The sequence below is a fragment of the Planococcus sp. 107-1 genome (genome assembly GCF_021513255.1).
GTDB lineage: Bacteria > Bacillota > Bacilli > Bacillales_A > Planococcaceae > Planococcus.
Genome location: NZ_CP090977.1, coordinates 2,099,256 through 2,121,688 on the forward strand (window position 1 = coordinate 2,099,256; position 22,433 = coordinate 2,121,688).

24 protein-coding genes and 2 pseudogenes are annotated in these 22,433 nt (G+C 44.2%); all 26 read right to left on the minus strand.

Features of this window, described 5'->3' with window-relative positions; genetic code table 11:
* Position 1: 1 nt before the first annotated feature.
* The 26 genes and pseudogenes from L0M13_RS11085 to L0M13_RS11205 all read right to left on the minus strand — a co-directional run bounded on the left by L0M13_RS11085 (position 2) and on the right by L0M13_RS11205 (position 22,385).
* Positions 2 to 793 carry a phosphatidate cytidylyltransferase gene (locus L0M13_RS11085; RefSeq protein WP_235196568.1) on the minus strand — a complete coding sequence of 264 codons (792 nt, stop codon included), beginning with the start codon at positions 791 to 793 and terminating at the stop codon, positions 2 to 4.
* Entirely contained in the window at positions 790 to 1,581 is a 792-nt protein-coding gene (locus L0M13_RS11090) for an undecaprenyl pyrophosphate synthase (protein WP_285835929.1), read from the minus strand. Before L0M13_RS11090 ends, L0M13_RS11085 begins: the two co-directional genes overlap by 4 nt.
* 156 nt (positions 1,582 to 1,737) lie before the next feature.
* Entirely contained in the window at positions 1,738 to 2,295 is a 558-nt protein-coding gene (gene frr, locus L0M13_RS11095) for a ribosome recycling factor (RefSeq protein ID WP_235196569.1), read from the minus strand.
* Positions 2,295 to 3,020 carry a UMP kinase gene (gene pyrH, locus L0M13_RS11100; RefSeq protein ID WP_235196570.1) on the minus strand — a complete coding sequence of 242 codons (726 nt, stop codon included), beginning with the start codon at positions 3,018 to 3,020 and terminating at the stop codon, positions 2,295 to 2,297. The genes frr and pyrH overlap by 1 nt, the downstream gene beginning before the upstream one ends.
* Before the next feature lie 76 nt (positions 3,021 to 3,096).
* On the minus strand, positions 3,097 to 3,981 hold the full coding sequence (gene tsf / locus L0M13_RS11105; RefSeq protein WP_235196571.1) for a translation elongation factor Ts: 885 nt from the start codon (positions 3,979 to 3,981) through the stop codon (positions 3,097 to 3,099).
* A gap of 87 nt (positions 3,982 to 4,068) precedes the next feature.
* Positions 4,069 to 4,785 (minus strand): 30S ribosomal protein S2, encoded by a 717-nt coding sequence (gene rpsB, locus L0M13_RS11110; RefSeq protein ID WP_235196572.1) that lies wholly within the window; start codon positions 4,783 to 4,785, stop codon positions 4,069 to 4,071.
* A gap of 315 nt (positions 4,786 to 5,100) precedes the next feature.
* Positions 5,101 to 5,880: a GTP-sensing pleiotropic transcriptional regulator CodY gene (gene codY / locus L0M13_RS11115; protein ID WP_052651250.1), complete on the minus strand. Its 780-nt coding sequence runs from the start codon at positions 5,878 to 5,880 to the stop codon at positions 5,101 to 5,103.
* Between the two features lie 87 nt (positions 5,881 to 5,967).
* Positions 5,968 to 7,368, minus strand: coding sequence for an ATP-dependent protease ATPase subunit HslU (hslU, locus tag L0M13_RS11120; protein WP_235196573.1), 1,401 nt, complete (start codon positions 7,366 to 7,368; stop codon positions 5,968 to 5,970).
* Positions 7,365 to 7,913: an ATP-dependent protease subunit HslV gene (gene hslV / locus L0M13_RS11125; protein ID WP_235196574.1), complete on the minus strand. Its 549-nt coding sequence runs from the start codon at positions 7,911 to 7,913 to the stop codon at positions 7,365 to 7,367. Before hslV ends, hslU begins: the two co-directional genes overlap by 4 nt.
* A 13-nt stretch (positions 7,914 to 7,926) precedes the next feature.
* Entirely contained in the window at positions 7,927 to 8,820 is an 894-nt protein-coding gene (xerC, locus tag L0M13_RS11130) for a tyrosine recombinase XerC (RefSeq protein ID WP_235196576.1), read from the minus strand.
* 72 nt (positions 8,821 to 8,892) lie between these two features.
* A pseudogene (gene trmFO, locus L0M13_RS11135) lies at positions 8,893 to 10,202 on the minus strand (FADH(2)-oxidizing methylenetetrahydrofolate--tRNA-(uracil(54)-C(5))-methyltransferase TrmFO).
* A gap of 19 nt (positions 10,203 to 10,221) precedes the next feature.
* A complete protein-coding gene (gene topA / locus L0M13_RS11140; RefSeq protein WP_235196578.1) occupies positions 10,222 to 12,291 on the minus strand; it encodes a type I DNA topoisomerase in 2,070 nt (689 codons plus the stop codon).
* A 104-nt stretch (positions 12,292 to 12,395) separates the two neighbouring features.
* Positions 12,396 to 13,289 carry a DNA-processing protein DprA gene (gene dprA, locus L0M13_RS11145; protein ID WP_235196579.1) on the minus strand — a complete coding sequence of 298 codons (894 nt, stop codon included), beginning with the start codon at positions 13,287 to 13,289 and terminating at the stop codon, positions 12,396 to 12,398.
* A 67-nt stretch (positions 13,290 to 13,356) separates the two neighbouring features.
* On the minus strand, positions 13,357 to 14,259 hold the full coding sequence (gene sucD, locus L0M13_RS11150) for a succinate--CoA ligase subunit alpha (protein WP_052651236.1): 903 nt from the start codon (positions 14,257 to 14,259) through the stop codon (positions 13,357 to 13,359).
* Between the two features lie 17 nt (positions 14,260 to 14,276).
* Positions 14,277 to 15,437, minus strand: coding sequence for an ADP-forming succinate--CoA ligase subunit beta (gene sucC, locus L0M13_RS11155; RefSeq protein WP_235196580.1), 1,161 nt, complete (start codon positions 15,435 to 15,437; stop codon positions 14,277 to 14,279).
* A gap of 132 nt (positions 15,438 to 15,569) precedes the next feature.
* Complete coding sequence (locus L0M13_RS18740; RefSeq protein WP_397443481.1) at positions 15,570 to 16,070, minus strand: ribonuclease HII; 501 nt, start codon at positions 16,068 to 16,070, stop codon at positions 15,570 to 15,572.
* On the minus strand, positions 16,043 to 16,345 hold the full coding sequence (locus L0M13_RS18745) for a hypothetical protein (protein WP_397443482.1): 303 nt from the start codon (positions 16,343 to 16,345) through the stop codon (positions 16,043 to 16,045). The genes L0M13_RS18740 and L0M13_RS18745 overlap by 28 nt, the downstream gene beginning before the upstream one ends.
* 93 nt (positions 16,346 to 16,438) lie before the next feature.
* Positions 16,439 to 17,308 (minus strand): ribosome biogenesis GTPase YlqF, encoded by an 870-nt coding sequence (gene ylqF, locus L0M13_RS11165; RefSeq protein ID WP_235196581.1) that lies wholly within the window; start codon positions 17,306 to 17,308, stop codon positions 16,439 to 16,441.
* Positions 17,309 to 17,320: 12 nt separating this feature from the next.
* Complete coding sequence (lepB, locus tag L0M13_RS11170) at positions 17,321 to 17,878, minus strand: signal peptidase I (protein WP_235196582.1); 558 nt, start codon at positions 17,876 to 17,878, stop codon at positions 17,321 to 17,323.
* Between the two features lie 413 nt (positions 17,879 to 18,291).
* Positions 18,292 to 18,636, minus strand: coding sequence for a 50S ribosomal protein L19 (gene rplS / locus L0M13_RS11175; RefSeq protein WP_204892511.1), 345 nt, complete (start codon positions 18,634 to 18,636; stop codon positions 18,292 to 18,294).
* 138 nt (positions 18,637 to 18,774) lie between these two features.
* Positions 18,775 to 19,499, minus strand: a pseudogene (trmD, locus tag L0M13_RS11180) (tRNA (guanosine(37)-N1)-methyltransferase TrmD).
* Positions 19,499 to 20,014, minus strand: a complete 516-nt coding sequence (gene rimM / locus L0M13_RS11185) for a ribosome maturation factor RimM (protein WP_235196583.1) — start codon at positions 20,012 to 20,014, stop codon at positions 19,499 to 19,501. Before rimM ends, trmD begins: the two are co-directional and overlap by 1 nt.
* 67 nt (positions 20,015 to 20,081) lie before the next feature.
* The gene (locus L0M13_RS11190) at positions 20,082 to 20,315 is read right to left on the minus strand and encodes a KH domain-containing protein (protein ID WP_235196584.1); all 234 of its coding nucleotides are present in this window, start codon (positions 20,313 to 20,315) and stop codon (positions 20,082 to 20,084) included.
* Between the two features lie 13 nt (positions 20,316 to 20,328).
* Positions 20,329 to 20,601, minus strand: coding sequence for a 30S ribosomal protein S16 (rpsP, locus tag L0M13_RS11195; protein ID WP_052651220.1), 273 nt, complete (start codon positions 20,599 to 20,601; stop codon positions 20,329 to 20,331).
* A 92-nt stretch (positions 20,602 to 20,693) separates the two neighbouring features.
* On the minus strand, positions 20,694 to 22,049 hold the full coding sequence (gene ffh / locus L0M13_RS11200) for a signal recognition particle protein (protein WP_235196585.1): 1,356 nt from the start codon (positions 22,047 to 22,049) through the stop codon (positions 20,694 to 20,696).
* A 12-nt stretch (positions 22,050 to 22,061) separates the two neighbouring features.
* Complete coding sequence (locus tag L0M13_RS11205) at positions 22,062 to 22,385, minus strand: putative DNA-binding protein (RefSeq protein WP_235196586.1); 324 nt, start codon at positions 22,383 to 22,385, stop codon at positions 22,062 to 22,064.
* Positions 22,386 to 22,433: the final 48 nt, after the last annotated feature.

Consider the following 22,433-nt stretch of genomic DNA (forward strand, 5'->3'; position numbering starts at 1 on the left):
CTTAGATGAAATGCAAAAAGTGTAGCAAAGGCATAACAAATAGAATACTGTCGAAACGATCCAGTATGCCGCCGTGCCCAGGCAAAATAGTACCGGAATCTTTTACATTAAAATGGCGCTTCAGTGCTGATTCGACTAAATCACCCATTTGTCCGAAAACGGAAGCGATGATGGACACGCCAATAATCAGAAGCACCGGTTTTTCGAGGTCTACAAAGAAGTTGAAGATCAACCCGATAGCAATAGCCCAGACAATTCCGCCAACAAAACCCTCAATGGTCTTATTTGGCGATATTTCCGGCCAAAGCTTGCGTTTGCCTATTTTGCGCCCAGTAAAATAAGCCCCGGAATCCGTGAACCAAACCACTAGGAGTGCAAAGACGACAAACGCCAGCCCTTCCACTCGAGTTTCGATCAAGTAATAGAATCCGATTCCTACATATAAAGTGCCCAGAATCGCAAAAGCGGCATCGTCGAAAGTGAAGCTATTTTTTACGACTACTGTATGAATCAATAAGAGAATGACTGCTAAAAAGGCAATTTCGACTTTCACATAGCCGGTCACTTCCGTTAACTCGATTGCCCATTTATCTGGAAGCATGAATGCATAAAGTGCGATAAGGGATATGAGCCCCGGAATGCTCCACAAAGTTCTGCCTTTCATTTTTAAGAGCTCTTGCAACCCGATCGTCGCAAGTGCATAAGTAAGCAAGATAAACGGGATTCCGCCAATGATGACAAAAGGGATGAAGAGGGCAGCCGCTACAATCCCGGTTATGATCCGTTGTTTCAATTCGCTTCTTCTCCCTTCAATCCTCCAAAACGGCGGTTTCGCTGCTGATAGTTCTCGATGGCTTCAAGCAATGACTCTTCGCCAAAATCCGGCCATAGGGTTTCGGTAAACCAAAACTCTGTATATGCCAGCTGCCAAAGCATAAAATTGCTTAAACGGACTTCGCCGCTCGTACGGATCAACAAATCAGGTTCAGGAAGCTGATTGGTCATCAACCCGTTTGTAATATGATCTTCTGTAATATCCTCTATGGCTAATTTTCCAGCTTGGACTTGTGATGCAATATCTTTAACAGCATCCACAATTTCCGCCCGGCTTCCATAGTTCAAAGCGAAATTCAAAATAAGGCCGGTATTGTCCTTTGTGGCCTCTTTTGCTTTGCGAATCGCTTCAATGGTGTGCGACGGCAAATTATGATGATAACCCATCATTTCTACACGTACATTTTCTTCAATTAATTCTGGAAGAAAAGTCGATAAAAATTCTTCAGGCAAACGCATCAAAAAATCCACTTCCATTTTAGGGCGTTTCCAGTTTTCTGTTGAAAACGCATAAAGCGTTAAAACACTTACCCCTAAATGATTGGCAAGTTTTGTGATTTTGCGGACCGTCTTCATTCCTTCATGGTGGCCAGCTATTCTAGGTAGTGAACGTTTTTTTGCCCAGCGTCCATTCCCATCCATAATAATGGCGATATGCGCCGGCACTTCTTCATTTGCCACGGCTAAAGCACGGCTTTCGTTTTCCGGCGCAGTATCGGCCATTCTTTTTAGTAGTTTATTGAACATTATCTAATCCTCCACCTATTACAAATCGGCATGTCTAATGCTTATCATATCAAAAAAATCACCTTCGTGCGCTTTCTTTCACGAAGCACTTGTATTTTTTTGGCATAAAAAAAGCGTCCTGTAAAACAGGACGCTTAATAACGAGTGAAAGTTCGATTAGACTTCTAAAATTTCTTTTTCTTTGTCTTTAGCGACTTCGTCAATTTTAGCAATATAAGAATCCGTCAATTTTTGGACATCATCTGAATAGCTGCGCAAGTCATCTTCCGTGATTTCACTCTTTTTCTCGAGTTTTTTCAAGTCATCATTTGCATCACGGCGGATATTGCGGATACCCACTTTCGCTTCTTCCGCTTCTTTTTTCACTTGCTTCACTAAGTCTTTGCGCCGTTCTTCTGTTAATGCAGGAATCGCCAAGCGAATGACCGTTCCGTCATTTGATGGGCTTAGACCTAAATCGGATTTCATGATGGCTTTTTCAATATCGCCCATGACTGTTTTATCATACGGCTGGATTACGATCAAACGTGCTTCCGGAACCGAAATTCCAGCTACTTGGTTGATCGGTGTTGGAGCTCCGTAGTATTCTACTGTCAGCTTATTCAGGATTGAAGGGTTTGCACGTCCTGCGCGGATAGAAGAAAGTTCACGTGAAAAAGCTTGAATGGCATTTTCCATTTTTGTTTTCGTATCGTTCAATACAGTTTTCGGCATTATATTGTTCTCCTCACTACTGTCCCGATTTTTTCACCGAGAACAGCCCGTTTTATATTTCCATTTTCCATAATTGAGAATACTACGAGTGGAATGTCATTGTCCATACAAAGTGTAGAAGCAGTAGAATCCATCACTTGCAGCCCTTGCTGAATTACATCGAAATAGGAAAGCTCTTCGTATTTAACAGCAGTTGAATCTGTTTTCGGATCAGCTGAATATACGCCGTCCACATTGTTCTTCGCCATTAAAATTACATCTGCTTCAATTTCAGCAGCACGGAGTGCAGCTGTCGTATCTGTCGAGAAGTAAGGATTTCCTGTACCTGCAGCAAAGATGACTACGCGTTTTTTCTCCAAATGGCGGATCGCTCTTCTGCGGATATAAGGTTCTGCAACTTGGCGCATTTCAATAGAAGAAAGTACGCGCGTTTCAATGCCTTGCTTTTCCAAGGAATCCTGCAATGCCAATGAATTCATAACGGTTGCAAGCATCCCCATATAATCTGCAGTGGCACGGTCCATTCCCATTTCTGAACCGATTTTGCCTCTCCAAATGTTGCCGCCGCCTACAACTACAGCAACTTCTACACCCAGCTCTACTACTTCTTTGACTTGGCTGGCTACCGTTTTGATGATTTCAGGAGACAAACCAAAACCTTGTCCACCTGCCATCGCTTCTCCACTTAGTTTTAGTACAATGCGTTTATATTGTTGAACACTCATCGGTACCCTCCATTACACTTTTATTGAAAAATAGGGAACACTTGGACGTGTTCCCCAGGTAAAACATATTAAATGATTATTTTTTGTTGACTTGGCTCATAACTTCATCAGCAAAGTTATCTTCGCGTTTTTCGATTCCTTCTCCAACTTCATAACGGATGAATTCTTTTACAGATCCGCCAGTTGAAGCTGCGAAATCGCGTACTTTTTGGTCTGAGTTTTTAACGAAAGCTTGGTCAAGCAAGCAAACGTCTTCGAAGTATTTACCAAGGCGGCCTTCTACCATCTTCGCAACGATGTTTTCAGGTTTGCCTTCGTTTAGAGCTTGTTCAGTCAAGATTTTGCGCTCATGTTCTACTTCTTCAGCAGAAACTTCATCGCGTGATACATATTTAGGGTTCAATGCAGCAATGTGCATTGCGATATCGCGTGCTGCGCTATCGTCAGTTGAGTTTTCAAGAACAACTAGTACGGAAATGCGGCCACCCATGTGCAGGTATGGACCAAAAGCATCTGCGTCTGTTTTTGTACGGATTTCAAAACGGCGCAAAGTGATTTTTTCACCGATTTTAGCGATTGCATTTGAGATGTGGTCCGCAACAGTAGAACCGTTAGACATTGTTGAAGCAGTAGCTTCTTCAATTGTAGCCGGTTTTGTTGTGATCAAGTGCTCACCAAGTTCTTTAACAAGCGTTTGGAAACCTTCGTTTTTCGCTACGAAATCTGTTTCAGCGTTTACTTCGAAGATGACTGCATCGTTGCCTTGAACAAGGATTGAAGTGATCCCTTCAGCAGCGATTCTGTCCGCTTTTTTAGAAGCGCTTGAAAGGCCTTTTTCACGCAAGAAATCCATTGCTGCGTCGATGTCGCCATCTGTTTGTACTAGTGCTTTTTTGCAATCCATCATACCTGCGCCTGTTTTTTCACGCAATTCTTTTACCATTTGAGCTGTAACTGCCATGATTAAATTCCTCCTTAAGATGTGTACGATTTCTCAAAAAAAGGTGATAAGTGGGTTTGGCCGCTTATCACCTGTCATACTTGTGAATTACTCAGCAGATTCTGCTGCTACTTCTTCGTCTTCTTCAGGTTTTGACTCAAGCAAAGCATCAGCCATTTTACCAGTCAAAAGTTTAACCGCGCGGATTGCATCATCGTTTGCAGGGATTACATAATCGATTTCATCCGGATCACAGTTTGTATCAACGATACCAACGATAGGAATGTTCAATTTGATTGCTTCTGCTACTGCAATGCGTTCTTTACGTGGGTCAACTACGAACATTACGTCCGGAAGTGAACTCATATCACGGATACCGCCAAGGAATTTAACAAGACGTTCGTGTTGTTTTTTCAATTGAACTACTTCTTTTTTCGGTAGAACTTCAAAAGTTCCATCTTCTTCCATGCGTTCGATTTGTTTCAAACGATTCACACGTTTTTGGATTGTACCGAAGTTAGTAAGTGTTCCACCCAACCAACGTTGGTTGATGTAGTAGTTGCCAGAACGTTCTGCTTCTTCTTTGATCGCGTCCTGAGCTTGTTTTTTCGTACCAACGAATAGTACTTTACCGCCTTCTTCGCCCACTTGTTTCATGAAGCTATAAGCTTCTTCCAATTTGCGGACTGTTTTTTGAAGATCGATAATGTAGATACCGTTACGCTCGACGAAAATATATTTTTTCATTTTCGGGTTCCAACGGCGAGTCTGGTGACCGAAGTGTACACCAGCTTCAAGCAATTGTTTCATAGAAATTACTGACATGTTTGTTTCCTCCTGATAGGTTATTTTTCCCTCCGCATTTTTCTTCTCTGAACCGTTACTTTTGCAAGCACCTGCGGAACAGATCAAAATGCGTGTGTATTTAACACCATTTGAAATTATACCACGGTCTTCCTTAGTTCCGCAACAAGTTTGTTTAACAAGTTGAATTTGTTCGTAAATATTCTGTAAAACAGCTTCGCTTTCCTACGGGCTCCAAAGGAAAGCGTCCGTCCAGAGCAAAACGCGAGTCTTCTCATCAGTGTCTCATCACGCAAAAAAAGACACCGGAATTTATCCGGTGCCTTTCGATTTTAATTAGTTCATTTTCAATTGTTCAAGTTCAGCTAGGAATTTCGTGTTCAATACTTTAATGTATGTCCCTTTCATCCCTAGAGAGCGTGATTCAATTACGCCAGCACTTTCAAGTTTGCGAAGTGCGTTAACGATAACTGAACGAGTGATGCCGACACGGTCAGCGATTTTCGAAGCGACTAGCAAGCCTTCGTTGCCGTCAAGCTCTTCAAAAATATGTTCGATGGCTTCAAGTTCACTGTATGAAAGTGAAGAAATCGCCATTTGAACAACCGCTTTGCTGCGTGCTTCCTCTTCGATGCGGTCGCCTTTTTCGCGAAGGATTTCCATCCCAACTACTGTAGCGCCGTATTCTCCAAGAATTAAATCATCATCGTGGAATTCTCCGTTGACGCGGCCTAAAAGAAGCGTACCTAAACGTTCTCCGCCACCGATGATGGGTACGATCGTTGTTAAAGCTTCTTTGAACAATTCACGCTCTTCCACTGGGAAGATTGTGTGTTCGCTGTTGACATCCAAGTTTTCAGTTGTTTCGTGGATGTTTGAAAGGTTTTGAGTATACTCAGTTGGGAATTGACGCTCTTCAAGCATCCCGATCATGCGCTCGTTTTCAATTTGCTGGTTGATTGCATATCCAAGAACTTTACCTTTGCGGCTTACGACGAAAGCGTTGCATTCGATTACTTCGCTTAATGTTTCAGCCATGTCCTTGAAGTTTACAGGTTTCCCTGCAGCAGCTTGCAGCATTGAGTTAATACGACGTGTTTTTTCCAATAAATTCATTTAAATGAACCTCCTACTAATTTACGAACAGTATTTATTTAATATTCTAAAGGTTTTTACTACTTAATGAAACTATTTTGCATGAAATTACAGAATAAATTGTGACAAATCTTTGTTTTTAGCCACATTTTCAAGCTTTTCGTTCACATATTGAGGCGTGATATCGATTTGAGCCGGCGAAATCTCCGAAGCTTCAAATGACAGATCCTCCAATAAGCGTTCTAAAATCGTATGGAGCCTTCTAGCACCGATATTATCGGTATCCTGATTCACTTCATACGCTATTTCCGCTAGTCTGGTAATTGACGCATCATTGAAGTGTACCATAACTCCTTCTGTTTCGAGAAGCGCTTTGTACTGATTTATCAAAGAATGTTTTGGTTCAGTAAGAATTTTGACGAAATCTTCGACTTCAAGCTTCTGAAGTTCAACACGGATTGGGAAGCGTCCCTGCAATTCCGGGATCAAATCAGAAGGTTTTGACATATGGAACGCTCCGGCTGCCACAAACAGCACATAATCCGTTTTCACAGCCCCATATTTCGTCGATACGGTTGACCCTTCAACAATCGGCAAGATATCGCGCTGCACCCCTTCCCGAGAAACATCCGCTGATGAAGAGTTGTTTTTGCTTGCAATCTTATCCATTTCATCAATGAAGATAATGCCGTGCTGTTCAGCGCGTTGGATAGCTTCTAAAGCTACTTCCTCGTCATCCACCAATTTCGCAGCTTCTTCAGCCGTTAATATCCGGCGGGCTTCCTTCACTTGCAAACGGCGCTTTTTCTTTTTCTTCGGCATCAATGAAGACAAAGCATCTTGCATATTTGCTCCCATTTGTTCCATTCCCGAACCTTGCAAAGCATCAAACATGGACGGCATATTTTCGGTCACTTCCACCATGACCCATTCGTCTTCCAGTTTTCCCGCTTTCAAGTCTGCAGCAATTTCCCGGCGTTTTACGCGGACTTCCACTTCAGCTGTCGGATCTTCCTCTTCTTGCTGCTCCATTTTCTGCCCGAAAAGCATTTCCAATGGATTTTGGCCATTCGCTTTTTTCTTGCGGGACGGCGCTAGCAATTTCACTATCCGTTCGTTGGCCGCAGATTCTGCTTGGAACTTGACGGCTTCGAATTTTTCTTCCTTGACGATGCGGACAGCCGCTTCCACAAGATCGCGGACCATTGATTCCACATCTCGTCCGACATAACCCACTTCTGTAAATTTCGTCGCTTCCACTTTAACAAAAGGCGCACCTGTCAGTTTTGCAATGCGACGGGCAATTTCCGTTTTCCCTACTCCCGTCGGTCCGATCATTAAAATGTTTTTTGGGATCACTTCGTCTCTCAATTCTTCATCCAACCGGCTTCTGCGGTAACGGTTTCTGAGTGCGATGGCAATTGAACGTTTAGCATCTTTTTGCCCGACGATGTAACGGTCCAAATGGTCGGTGATTTGTCTAGGAGTTAAATCTTGTTGTGTTTTCATTTCCCCAACTCCTCTACGATGATTTCATGGTTCGTATATACACAAATATCCGCTGCTGTTTCGAGTGCAGACTGTGCAATTTCTTTAGCAGTCATTTGATCGCCGGCGTATTTTTTCAATGCACGCCCGGCAGCTAATGCGTAATTTCCGCCAGAACCGATCGCGAGTATGCCATCGTCCGGTTCGATCACTTCGCCTGTTCCGGCTACGAGAAGCAGTTCGCTTTTGTTCATAACGATCAACATCGCTTCTAATTGGCGAAGAATTTTATCTCCACGCCATTGTTTTGCCAGTTCAACGGCTGCGCGTTGTAGATTGCCATTGTATTCAGTCAGCTTGTCTTCGAACATTTCAAAAAGCGTAAAAGCATCCGCTACTGAACCGGCAAACCCGGTTAGTACCTGGCCGTTGTATAATCTCCGAACTTTTCTCGCTGTATGTTTCATAACGACTGCATTGCCGAAAGTGACTTGCCCGTCGCCTGACATCGCACATTCGCCGTTATGCCGCACTGCAAATATCGTAGTTGCATGGAATTCTTGCATGGTAAGTCCCCCTCTAAGCTCTTGGATGAGCATTTAAATATGTTTTTCGTAAATGTTCTTTGGTCACATGTGTATAAACTTGCGTCGAACTTAAATGTGAATGCCCGAGCAATTCCTGCACCGTCCGCATATCAGCTCCATTATTCAGCAAATGGGTTGCAAAAGTATGGCGGATCATATGGGGATAGATTGTGGAATTGACAGACGCTTTTTTCATGCACTCACTCAAGATATGACGGATGCCTCGGTCTGTCAGCAGTTCGCCGCGATTATTGACGAAGAGCCCTTGATGCTCTTTTTTCTTCATTAATCTAGGACGTGCTTCTTCAATGTAATGTTCCAATGCCTCATGGGCAAACTGTCCATAAGGGATGTAGCGCTCTTTCCGCCCTTTCCCCATGACTTTGACAATTTGCATGTGGCGGTCTAAATCCTGCATCCGGATATTTACGCATTCGCTGACCCGCATGCCGGTCGCATATAACAATTCAAGGATCGCCATATTCCGCATAGACAAATTGTCTTCGCCTTGAACAGAACGGAATAAAGCCTCCATTTCTTCTTCATAGAAAAATTGCGGCAGGCGTTCCTCTTTTTTCGGATGGTAAAGCGACCGGAAAGCGGCTTCACTTAGTCCGAATTCACGGTTTCCATATTTGAAAAAGGAACGGATGGATGAGATTTTTCTTGAAATGGTCGTACGCGATAACGTCATTTCGTATAAATTCGTGACATAATTTCTAGCATGCAAATATTCTACTTCCCGAATATCCGGAATCCCTTCTTTTTCTAGGAACAGAAAAAAATCCTCCAAATCTTTTTCATAATGGTGGACGGTGTGTTCAGAATAATTCTTTTCGAGTTGAATGTAGGTCATAAATGATTTGAGCATCTCTTCTTTATTCATCCGATGGACCCACCTTTTTTGTACAAATAGAAAAGCCTCTAAATTATAACAACATTTAGAGGCTTTTTTCAATTAAACCGTCACGGTATTCATAAAATTGTGAATCGCTGCCAGTGCACGGTCAGCGTGCTTCTCTGCGCGTTCCTGCTTGGATTTTACGCGTTCGCCTAAATCCGGGAACAAACCGAAGTTGATGTTCATCGGCTGGAAGTTTTTGCTGTCAGCTTCCGTGATATAGCGGGCCATGCTTCCCAAAGCCGTTTCCGCCGGGAAGATGATCTGTTCTTCTCCAAGGGCAAGTTTAGCAGCATTGACTCCTGCAAGCAATCCGCTTCCCGCTGATTCTACGTAGCCTTCAACGCCTGTCATTTGGCCGGCAAAGAAGATATTCGGATTCGCTTTCAATTGATACGTCGGCTTCAATACCCGCGGCGAGTTGATGAATGTATTGCGGTGCATTACACCGTATCTGACGATTTCTACATTCTCAAGCCCTGGAATCAAACGAAGCACTTCTTTTTGAGGTCCCCATTTCAAATGTGTTTGGAAACCGACAATATTGTAAAGCGTACCGGCAGCATCGTCCTGACGAAGCTGTACGACTGCATATGGGCGCTTGCCAGTTTTCGGATCTTCAAGCCCTACCGGCTTCATCGGTCCGAACGTCAACGTTTTTTCCCGCGTGCCGCCATAACTTCAACCGGCATACAGCCTTCAAAATAAATCTCTTTTTCAAATTCTTTCAAAGGCACAACTTCCGCTTCAACTAAAGCCGTATGGAAACGTTTAAATTCTTCTTCCGTCATCGGGCAATTTAAATAAGCCGCTTCCCCTTTGTCATACCGGGATTTCAAATAGACTTTATCCATATCAATGCTGTCTTTTTCAACAATCGGCGCTGCCGCATCGTAGAAGTAAAGGTATTCTTCACCCGTCAATTCTCTGATTTTTTCAGCCAAAGCCGGTGAAGTTAGCGGACCTGTTGCAATGATTGTGATGCCTTCTGGTATTTCCGTTACTTCTTCGTTGATCACTTCGACTAAAGGATGATTGCGGACTTTGTCAGTTACCATCCCAGCAAACTCGTGGCGGTCAACTGCTAATGCTCCACCTGCAGGGACCGAAGCGCGGTCAGCAGATTCGATGATGACCGAATCCATGTGGCGCATTTCCTCTTTGATCACTCCGACTGCATTTGTAAGAGAGTTTGCACGCAATGAATTGCTGCATACCAATTCTGCAAATTTATCTGTATGGTGCGCAGGCGTCTGTTTTACTGGACGCATCTCATAAAGACGCACATTAATTCCTCGTTTGGCTACTTGCCAAGCTGCTTCACTTCCAGCAAGGCCTGCCCCTATCACGTTTACATACTTCGTCATGTTTTAACACCTCTGTTTATTATTGAACTTCTTCTTTGTAATCACAGCTTGTACAATTGATCTGCACGCCTTTTTTGACTTTCTTTTCGACAAGCAGCTCACTGCATTTCGGACACGGCCGTTCGATGGGTTTATCCCAAGAAACAAAGTCGCATTCCGGATAGCGTTCACAGCCATAGAAAATTCGGCGTTTCTTGCTTTTGCGTTCCACGATTTCGCCTTCTTTGCAGGTCGGGCATGTGACGCCGATATGCTTGACGATCGCTTTTGTATTCCGGCATTCCGGGAAATTGCTGCAAGCCATGAATTTGCCGTACCGGCCAAGCTTAAAGACCATAGCTGAACCGCACACTTCACAATCTTCTCCTGCAGGCTCATCTTTAATCTGGACTTTCTCCATTTCATTTTCAGCGACTTCGAGATCTTTTTCAAAATCCTTGAAGAATACATCAATGATGGCGCGCCAGTCGATATCGCCTTCTTCTACACTGTCCAAGTCATTTTCCATTTTCGCGGTAAACTCAATATTCAAGATATCCGGAAAAAATTCACTAACCAGACCGTGGACGATTTCTCCGAGTTCTGTCGGGATAAATCGTTTCGCATCCAATGCCACATACCCTCGTTTTTGAATCGTATCCAATGTCGGAGCATATGTTGATGGCCGGCCTATTCCCAATTCTTCCAAGGTGCGGACTAAACGGGCTTCCGTATAACGCGGCGGCGGCTGAGTAAAATGCTGTTTCGGATCAATTGTGACAGCTTCTACAATATCACCTTCTGCCATATCGGGCAAAATATTGTCTTTATCTTCAGTCTGATCATCCGTGCCTTCAATATAGAGTTTCATGAATCCCGGGAACTTCACTTGGGATCCATTTGCACGGAAGACCGCTTCTCCGTTTTGCAGTTCAGCCATCACTGTATCTAAGATAGCCGGTGACATTTGGCTCGCGACGAAACGGTCCCAAATCAATTTATACAATCGGTATAAATCACGGGACAAAATGCTTTTCAACGATTCCGGTGTCCGCATCACACTGGTCGGACGGACCGCTTCATGGGCGTCCTGTGATTTGGCTGATTGTTTAGCGGCAGTGGTCTTAGTTACATAATCGTCTCCGTAATTGCTTGTAATAAAATCCAATGCATCTTTTTTGGCCGTTTCGGAAATCCGGGTTGAATCGGTTCGCATATACGTGATCAAACCTGTGATCCCTTCTTTACCGACTGCGATGCCTTCATATAATTGCTGTGCTAACATCATCGTTTTCTTCGCACGGAAGTTTAATTTGCGGGCTGCTTCCTGTTGGAGGGATGAAGTTGTAAAAGAAGGGGAAGGATTTCTCTTTCTTTCTTTTTTCACAACGCGGTTCACAGTGAACTTCTTATCTTTCATCGAAGCCATGACAGCTTTTACATCTTCTTCGTTTTGTAATTTCATTTTTTCAGTGGCAGAGCCATAATACTGCGCTTCGAATTTCTTCTTCGCTTTTTCAAACTCGCCTGTAATGGACCAGTACTCTTCGGGCTCGAAATTTTTGATTTCATTTTCCCGATCGATGATCAAACGCAAAGCGACGGATTGAACACGCCCTGCCGATAAGCCTTTTTTCACTTTTTTCCACAGGATCGGGCTGATGCTATAACCCACTAAACGGTCTAATATCCGTCTCGCTTGCTGTGCATCCACCAAATCCATGTCGATTTTTCGCGGATGTTTGAATGATTCTTTAATGGCATCTTTTGTAATTTCATTGAATACTACTCGGCATTCCGTTGTCTGGTCTACTCCGAGCGCATTTGCCAAATGCCACGCAATTGCTTCCCCTTCGCGATCCGGGTCAGCTGCGAGAAAGACTTTCTTCGCTTTTTTTGCTTCTTTTTTCAAATCCTGCAAAATGGGGCCTTTGCCTCTAATGGTGATATAACGCGGTTCATAATTATTTTCAACATCCACACCCATCTGGCTGCGGGGAAGATCCCGCAAATGGCCAAGTGAAGCCCGGACTTTATACTTTTTCCCTAAATAACGTTCGATTGTTTTCGCTTTAGCCGGCGATTCTACAATCACTAAATAATCCGACATGAATATTCCTCCTCATAGAGGTTTCTTAAAATGAATAAAAGAATTACCTGATGCAAAATGTATAACAGTTTTTGTCGGAATGCAAGGTTTTTCATTTTGCTTAGTTATAAATCCTCTGTAAGTTGGGGGTATTCTTCCAGTACTCGCACCCCGTCCCATAGCGGTACAGCGCCTTCTGCGATGAGTTTATGGGGTCCTGCAGATAAAGGTGAGTAAATATCGCCTGGAATCGCAAAAACGTCTCTGCCATGCTCCAGTGCATGTTCTATTGTACTCATAGTTCCACTCTTCACTTTTGCTTCAGTCACAATAACCCCTTTTGACAACCCACTAATGATGCGATTTCTCATCGGAAAATTCCATCTTAGCGGCTGCATATAGGGAGGGTACTCCGTTATTACTAAATGGGTTTCTTCTATTATATTATTGAGCGGCAGATTTTCTTTTGGATAGGGGTTCAAAAAACCGCTGCCGGTCACTGCAATGGTCCGGCCGCCATTGTCGATAACCGCTTGATGGGCCATTGCATCTGCACCGACCGCGAGTCCGCTGACAATAACGGTTTTTTTCGCAATCAAAGGCGGAAGCAAGGTCTTTATGGCTGCCCGTGAGTAGCCAGTAGCTTTTCTGGAACCGATTATGGCTATTTTAAAAGGCGCTAAAAGCAGGGAAGCATCGCCTTTTGCATACAGGATGGCTGGCGGGTCGATCAAATCCAGCAAACTTTCGGGGTAATGGGAGTGGAAATAAGATATGGGGGTTATCTTATGTTTTTTATAAAGTTCGTCAAAAGGAATATGCAAAGAATCCGTGTATGCTTTTTTCAATGACGCAGCTTGAGTCATTGAAATTCCAAGCAATACTGACCATTCATTCAATGGCCTGTTTCTCAAAAGGCCCAGTTCAGGATCGTCTTCCATTAGGCGCAAGATCCGGTTTAATGGTTTTGGATAAACATAATGAAGTGCATAGAATCGCTGCAAAAATTCTTCAGTCATTTGCTTCCTCCTCTATTTTTCTGTAAAAAAATAAGGCGCATCCAAAAGATGCGCCTTATTCTATTTATTAATGAGTCTTACATTTGTCGTAAAGGCCTTTTTCTTTGATCACTTTGATCAAAGTTTCGCCAATTACAGATGGAGTGTCCGCAACTTCGATTCCAGCTTCGTTCATCGCTTTAATCTTGTCTGCAGCAGTTCCTTTACCGCCAGAAATGATCGCACCGGCATGGCCCATACGTTTTCCTTCTGGAGCAGTTTGTCCGCCGATAAAGCCGACTACAGGCTTCGTCATGTTGGCTTTCACCCACGCAGCAGCCTCTTCTTCTGCTGTTCCGCCGATTTCACCGATCATAACTACAGCATACGTATCTTCGTCTTCGTTGAAAGCTTTCAATACGTCGATGAAGTTCGTGCCGTTTACTGGATCTCCGCCGATTCCGACTGCAGTAGACTGGCCGATGCCTTCTTCAGACAATTGGTGAGTCGCTTCATACGTTAAAGTACCAGAACGCGAAACTACGCCGACATGTCCTTTTTTATGGATATAGCCTGGCATGATACCGATTTTGCACTCGTCAGGTGTGATGACGCCTGGGCAGTTCGGTCCAACTAAACGTGTCTTCTTGCCTTCCATATAGCGCTTCACTTTTACCATATCCAATACTGGAATGTGCTCAGTGATGCAGATCGCCATATCAAGGTCAGCATCGACAGCTTCGAGAATCGCATCAGCAGCAAAAGGAGCTGGTACGTAAATTACAGATACGTTTGCGCCAGTAGCTTTAACGGCATCTTGAACAGTGTTGAAGACAGGTACGCCTTCTACTTCAGTTCCGCCTTTGCCCGGTGTTACACCAGCAACGATTTTCGTTCCGTATTCAAGCATTTGTTTTGTGTGGAAAAGGGCAGTTGACCCTGTAATTCCCTGCACAAGTACTTTCGTGTCTTTGTTAATATATACACTCATTTTTGTCCCTGCCCTTCTTAGCCTACAAGTTCTACGATCTTTTTAGCGCCTTCTGCCATTGTGCCGGCTGCGACAATATCAAGACCTGATTCGTTCAGCAGTTTTTTACCTAATTCTACGTTTGTTCCTTCAAGACGAACGACTAAAGGTACATTCAAGCTAACTTCTTTAGCTGCTTGGATAACGCCTTCTGCGATGATGTCGCACTTCATGATACCGCCGAAAATGTTAACGAAAATTCCTTTTACATTCTGATCTGAAAGAATGATTTTGAAAGCTTCCGTTACTTTCTCAGCAGTGGCACCGCCCCCAACGTCAAGGAAGTTAGCGGGTGTTCCGCCGTAGTAGTTGATCGTATCCATTGTTGCCATAGCAAGTCCGGCGCCGTTAACCATACAGCCGATATTCCCATCTAAAGAAATGTAGCTTAAGTCATACTTAGAAGCTTCAATTTCTTTCGCATCTTCTTCGTCGTAGTCGCGCATTTCCATAACGTCCTGATGACGGTAAAGAGCGTTTGCATCAAAGTTGAATTTCGCATCCAATGCTACTACTTGTCCGTCTCCAGTCACCACTAATGGGTTGATTTCAACGATGGCTGCATCTGTATCCACGTATGCTTGATACAAACCAAGCATAAGTTTAGCTGCTTTGTTTACCAATTTAGCCGGGATATTCATGTTGAATGCCATGCGGCGAGCTTGGAAACCAGTAAGTCCTACAACCGGATCGATTTCTTCATAGAAAAGGCGTTCCGGAGTATTTGCTGCTACTTCCTCGATATCCATTCCGCCTTCTTCAGAACCCATAAGAGTTACGCGAGAAGTTTCGCGGTCTAGTACTAAACCAAGGTAGTATTCTTTTTGGATATCGCTTCCCGCTTCAATGTACAAGCGTTTCACTTCTTTGCCTTCGGGACCTGTTTGATGCGTAACTAACACTTTGCCAAGTAGTTCCTTCGCATATGTACGCACTTCATCCAAGTTCTTCGCAAGTTTAACTCCGCCGGCTTTACCGCGGCCACCTGCGTGGATTTGGGCTTTCACCACAACAACATCTGTACCAAGTTCTTTAGCCGCTTTCACTGCTTCTTCCGGAGAAAAAGCTACATGGCCTTCAGGAACTGATACTCCATATTGCTTTAGGATTTGTTTTCCCTGATATTCATGGATATTCATCTGTCATCCTCCAATCAAACATCTGTCTCGTAATTTTATTGCCTCTACCATTGTATTAAAGTTGTCATCGAATGTCCACAGTTGATGATTATCGCCCTAAAAACTTAGACTATTCAAAATCCAATTTAATGTTTATAACGGTTTTTTCAGACGCATCGACTTGATCGGCTCGAAAGTTTTGCGGTGGATCGGAGTTGCCCCGTATTGCGCAAGCGCCGCCAAATGCTCTTTTGTGCCGTATCCTGCATGATGTTCGAAGCCATACTCCGGATATTCTTTGGCGTATTGGTCCATGATGGCGTCCCGCCCTGTTTTTGCCAATATGGAAGCGGCTGCGATCGCCAAACTTTTCGCATCGCCTTTGATAATGGATTCGCAAGGCTGGTCAGTATTCAGCTTCATTGCATCCGCTAAAATAATGTGTGGCTGCGGAGTGAGGGATCGAGCCGCTGCTGTCATGGATTCTTTCGTTGCCTGATAAATATTCAGGCGGTCGATCGCTTCTGGCGATTGGCTATGAACCGCATAGCTCACCGCTATTTCTTTAATAATTTCAGCAAAATGATTCCGCTTCGCTTTTGATAATTTTTTAGAATCGTCAAGCCCTACAAGAGCTGTACAATCTTCCGGCAAGATAACGGCTGCTGTAACGACTGGTCCGCAAGCGGTCCCCGCCCTGCTTCATCGATTCCGGCAACCAATGCCTGCGGATGGCTTCTGAATGATTCATCAAAAGCCAATTTTGCACCATGATTCTGCATCAGCTTCAACTTGGCTTCTTTTTTCCGCTGCCATGTTTTCAATAAGGCTTGAACGCTTTTCCGCTCATCTTTTTGCAGTTCATCCATCCACGCGTCCCATTCTTCCAATGCGGCTAATTTTGCTTTGATGTCATTAATTTTCTGCATGTTCTCAACTTCTTTCTGAATAGTTGTTTCCGGTTAAACGGCAAAAGAAAAGGCTGTGCCCAATTGCTTGAGAACAGCCTTTCATGTTTGGAATCATTCTTCCTCTTCCGTAATCATTTCGTCTTTGTAATCGAAAGTGATTTTCCCGAGATGCTGATTCCGGATATCGCGCACGATGATTTCTGCGGTCATTTCATAGTCCACTTCACCATCATTCGTTAAGCATCTTCTTTTCTTGCCGATTTTATCGAAAGTATCGACAATCTCTTCATCTACCTGTTCAATTCCGTATCTTTCCAACAGACGCTCTGGGTAGCGCTGCTCCAGAAAGTTCAATGAATAAATCGCCAGCTCCTGCATTTGGATGACTGAGTCCTTGATTGCACCGGTTACGGCCAGCTTAAAACCGATTTCCGGATCTTCAAATTTCGGCCAGAGGATCCCCGGCGTATCGAGCAATTCGATTTCCTTGCCTACTTTGATCCATTGCTGCGCTTTTGTGACTCCAGGCATATTGCCGGTTTTCGCTAAGCTTTTTTTGGAAAGGCGGTTAATGAGCGTCGATTTCCCGACGTTCGGGATCCCAACGATCATGGCACGGATGGCGCGGGGCTTAATGCCTTTAGCAATCATCCGATCCCATTTTTCCGCAAGAATTTCTTTTGAAGCTTTTGTAACCAATTGCAGTCCTTTGCCTTCAAGTGAATTGATGGCAACGGCTCTTGTTCCTTGATCTTCAAAATATCGAATCCATTTTTTGGTTTCAACATCATCTGCCATGTCCATTTTGTTTAATATGATCAAACGGGGTTTTTGCTGAATCACTTGATCAATCATTGGATTTCGCGAAGATAAAGGCAACCGGGCATCCACAAGTTCGAAAATGATATCAACCAGTTTCAGTTTTTCCGTAACTTCTCTTCTGGCTTTGGCCATATGCCCAGGAAACCATTGTATCGTCATTAAAAACACTCCTTAATTAATAACCCCTGCTTCTGCCACTGGCCAGAACACGAAATTTGTACTGCCAATGACTTCGTCAATCGGAACAATTCCGATATGGCGGCTGTCTTTGCTGGCCCTCCGGTTATCGCCCATTACGAACACATAGCCTTCCGGGATCGTACTTTGGTTAATCTTCTCTTCTAAAGTAAAGTCTTCTGTTAAAGTTCCAGTAATGCCTTGTTTATACTCATCTAAATAAGGCTCATCGACCGCTTCTCCGTTAATGTATAATTGATCTTCCTCGTAAGCGATATGGTCGCCCGGCATCCCGATGATCCGTTTAATGTAGTCTTTTTGTTCCGGTGCATGGAAAACGATAATATCGAATCTGTCCGGCTCTCCGACAATGTATCCAATCTTATTGACAATCATCCGGTCCCCATGCTCCAAAGTCGGCATCATGGACTCTCCGTCCACCACAATCGGAGTGAAAAAGAAAAAGCGGATAATTGCAGCAATACCGAACGCGATCAGTAAAGCTTTAGACCATTCCCAAACCTCGTTTTTTTTCTTCGCTTCACGTTCCATCCATGTTCCTCCCTAAACTTTCTGTTTTAATTGTACAAGGATAATAAACTTTTAGCAAAGACAAAGAAAAGCGGAGACGCCTTGTCAGCCGCGACAAGCGCTGGAAGTCTTGGCGGTAATGGCGGTCTTTTGCCATTGCCGAGAAGACTGAAGCGACCTCGAGCGGCTAGGCGTCGCAGCTGGACACTAAGAAAAGCGGAAACGGCCGTCTAGCCTCGACAAGCTTAAGGCGGATTGCCGAAGCGGCGGTTTTTGCCGCACAGGCGAGACGACTTAAGACCTCGAGAGGCTGGTCGTTGCAGCTGGACACAAAAAGCGCAAACACCCTCCGCCCACACTAGTTCTCGATCAACAATTTCTTTTAATAAGCAAAAAGAAAGAGGGCGAATTCGCCCTCTTTCATTAGTGCAATCTTATCGAATTTCTTTGATGCGTGCTGCTTTACCGCGTAGGTTGCGCAAGTAGTACAATTTCGCACGACGTACTTTACCACGGCGAGTAACTTCAAGCTGTGCAATTTTTGGTGTGTGTACAGGGAATGTACGTTCAACACCAACACCATAAGAGATTTTACGGACAGTGAATGATTCACTGATTCCGCCTCCACGGCGACCAATTACGACTCCTTCGTATACCTGGATACGTTCGCGAGTTCCCTCGACAACTTTCACGTGTACACGAACAGTGTCTCCCGGACGGAAATCTGGAAGATCCGTACGAAGTTGTTCTTTTGTAATGTCTGCAATAATGTTTTGCATGTTTTTTTCTCTCCTTCTACAGATGCTCTTGCACACAATTGATTGTTGCAGCGGAACACCGTGATCCTGTACTTCACATAAAAGTACAGACTCCATAGTACCACCAAATCTTTTGTTCTGCAAGAGAAAATCTGCTTATCATTTTTTATTTTTCAATGCTTCTAAAAGCTTTTCTTGCTTCGGCGTCAATTCAAGTTTTTCCAATAAATCCGGTCGCCGCTCCAACGTCCGCAGCAAGCTTTGCTGCTCTCTCCACTCATCCACTTTCGCATGATTTCCTGAAGTTAAAACAGCCGGCACCTTCCAGCCCCGGAATTCTGCCGGACGGGTGTATTGCGGATGCTCCAGCATCCCGGTAGAGAACGAATCCTTAACAGGGGAATCCGAGTTCCCCAGCACCCCTGGAAGAAGTCTGACGACGCTGTCGATCACAGTCATTGCTGCCAGTTCCCCGCCAGTCAGCACAAAATCGCCGATTGAAATTTCATCCGTCACCAAATGCTCGCGGATCCGTTCATCATATCCTTCATAATGGCCGCAGATGAAAATCAATTCCTCTTCTTTAGAAAGCTCTTCCGCTTTTGCCTGCGTAAAGCGCTCGCCTTGTGGACACATGAGAATAACGCGGGTTTGCGTTCTTTTGCCACGGTTTCCACCGCATTAAAAATCGGCTCCGGCTTCAACACCATTCCGGCTCCTCCGCCAAACGGATAATCGTCCACTTGGCGTTTATTGTCCGCAAATTCCCGGATATCGACGATTTCCAGCGAAACCGCACTTTTTTCTTGGGCTTTTTTCAAAATAGATTGTTGGAAAACGCCTTCGAACATCGGCGGAAATAAAGAAAGCACATGTATATTCATCACGATAACAAGCCTTCCAATACTTCGATGACGATTTTCTTTTCATCAATATCGATTTCTTTTACGACATCTTCGATATAAGGGATGTAATGCTTCTTGCCTGTTTTCGGCGTGACTTCCCATACATCATTTGCTCCTGTTTCCAGAATTTCTGTGACGGTGCCGATTTCTTCGCCTTCAGTTGAAAATACGGTGCATTCCAAAATCTCATGATGGTAATAGGCATCGTCTTCCAATTCGGTCAGATCATGTTCAGCGATCCGCAAATAGGATTCTTTGAATTCCTGCACATCATTGATGTTCGGATACCCTTCAAAAGTCACCAACTCAAAATTCTTATGCTGACGATGGCTTGCAATCTTCACCATGATCGGTTTTTTGGCGTCTGGCTTGAATAAGCCCAGCTTTGTGCCAACCGCAAAACGCTCTTCCGGAAAATCAGTTCGGGACATGACCCGGACCTCGCCGCGAATGCCATGCGTATTGACGATTTTCCCTACATTAAACCACTTCACGCTAAAACACCCTTCCACTTCGGTTTTGGCTGCAAAAAAGGAAGGAACCTAGGCTCCTCCCTTTTTGTTAATCCACAATATCGACGTAAGTTTTTTTCTTATGATAATTGCCTGCTGCTGAATAGACCACTGAACGAATCGCTTTCGCAACACGCCCTTGTTTACCGATCACTTTCCCTGTATCTTCTGGATGCACGGAAAGCTTGTAGACGATACGGCTTGCGTTTTCGTCTGTTACAACTCGAACTTCATCCGGATGATCAACCAACGGTTTCACAATCGTTTCAATCAGCTGCTTCATAAGAAAAACTCCCTTACTTGCTTAATTTTTCGTTATGGAATTTCTCCATAATGCCGTTTTGAGAAAACAAGTTGCGTACAGTGTCAGATGGTTTTGCACCATCATGAAGCCATTTCAACGCTAATTCTTCGTCGATTTTCACTTCAGCTGGAACTGTTAGCGGGTTGTAAGTACCTACTGTCTGGATTTGACGGCCGTCACGTGGAGCACGTGAATCAGCAACTACGATACGGTAAAAAGGAGACTTTTTAGCTCCCATACGTTTCAAACGAATTTTTACTGCCATTTCTTAAAGCACCTCCGAATAGTTTCACACAAGATATTATATTAGCAAGCTTTAAATAGTTTGTAAAGTATTTTTTCTTAACACCTGAAAATTTATTTAAAAAGTGAATCCAAACCAGGCATCGACATCTTCTTTTTGCCTTTTTGACTCATTCCAGACATCTGTTTCATCATCTTTTTCATGTCTTCGAATTGCTTTAAAAGGCGGTTGACGTCTTGGATCGTCGTGCCTGATCCCCGTGCAATCCGTTTGCGGCGGTTTGCATTGATGATTTCAGGGGAAGTTTTCTCCTGCTTGGTCATCGAACGGATAATCGCTTCGACGCGCCCCATTTGGCTTTCATCCACTTTCGCGTTTTCAAGCCCTTTGATCTTATTCGCCCCTGGGAGCATTTTCAGAATTTCATCCAACGGCCCCATCTGTTTGACTTGCGTCAATTGATCAAGGAAATCATCGAATGTAAATGAAGACGTCCGGAATTTCTCTTCCATTTCCTTCGCTTTTGCTTCATCAATATTCGACTGTGCCTTTTCAATCAACGACAGCATATCGCCCATGCCTAAAATACGGGAAGCCATGCGTTCTGGATGGAACGGTTCAAGCGCATCCATTTTTTCGCCCATACCGACAAATTTAATCGGTTTCTGGGTAACCGAACGGATGGAAAGTGCAGCACCGCCTCGCGTATCGCCGTCGAGTTTCGTCAAAACGACTCCGGTGATGCCGATTGAATCATTGAAATTCTGCGCCACATTGACCGCATCTTGCCCGGTCATGGAATCCACGACCAAGAAAATTTCATCCGGTTCTTTCAAAGCACGGATATCCTTCAGCTCCTGCATCAAATCTTCATCAACGTGAAGACGTCCGGCTGTATCGATGATGACCGTATCCAAGTGCTCTTGTTTTGCATATTCGATTGCCTGGCGCGAAATCTCGACGGGCGAGATATCTGTGCCTTTTGAAAATACCGGCAATGACAATTGCTTGCCGATCGTTTCCAATTGCTGGATCGCCGCTGGGCGATAGACGTCTGCTGCAACCAATAGGGGCTTGCGGTTGTTCTTTTTGCGCAATTGGCTGGCAAGTTTGCCGGTCGTCGTCGTTTTACCGGCCCCTTGAAGGCCGACCATCATAATCACTGTCGGCTGTTTGGTTGAGAACTCGATCTTGCTTTGTTCTCCGCCCATCAATTCCGTCAATTCATCTTTAACGATTTTAACGACCTGCTGGCCTGGCGTTAAACTTTGCATAACGTCTTGCCCAACAGCGCGTTCACTGACTTTCTTCACGAACTCTTTGACTACTTTTAAGTTAACATCCGCTTCGATTAATGCGAAGCGGACTTCGCGCATCATTTCTTTTACATCTGCTTCAGACACTTTCCCTTTGCCTTTGATCTTTTGGATGGTGCCTTGCAGACGTTCAGCTAAGCCTTCAAATGCCACTATTTCCGCCTCCTAATCCAACTCTTTTAATTGATTGAGAAATTCCCGGACACGATCTTCTGTAATCGGCTCTTTTTCAAATTCCGCAACCAATTCCTGGCGCTTTTGGAACTTCCCGAATAATTGCAGCTTCGCTTCGTACTCTTCAAGCATCGCTTCGGTCCGGCGGATATTATCATAGACCGCTTGCCTGGTGATGTCGTAAGCCTCGGCTATTTCCCCTAATGAATGATCGTCCAAATAATAGAGCATCATATAGCTCCGTTGCTTGGGCGTCAGCAACTCCTGATAGAAATCAAACAAATAATTCATGCGTGTCGTTTTTTCCAATCCCATCATCGCTGCTCACCTCACCTGCTCTACTGACAACAATACTGAAAACTC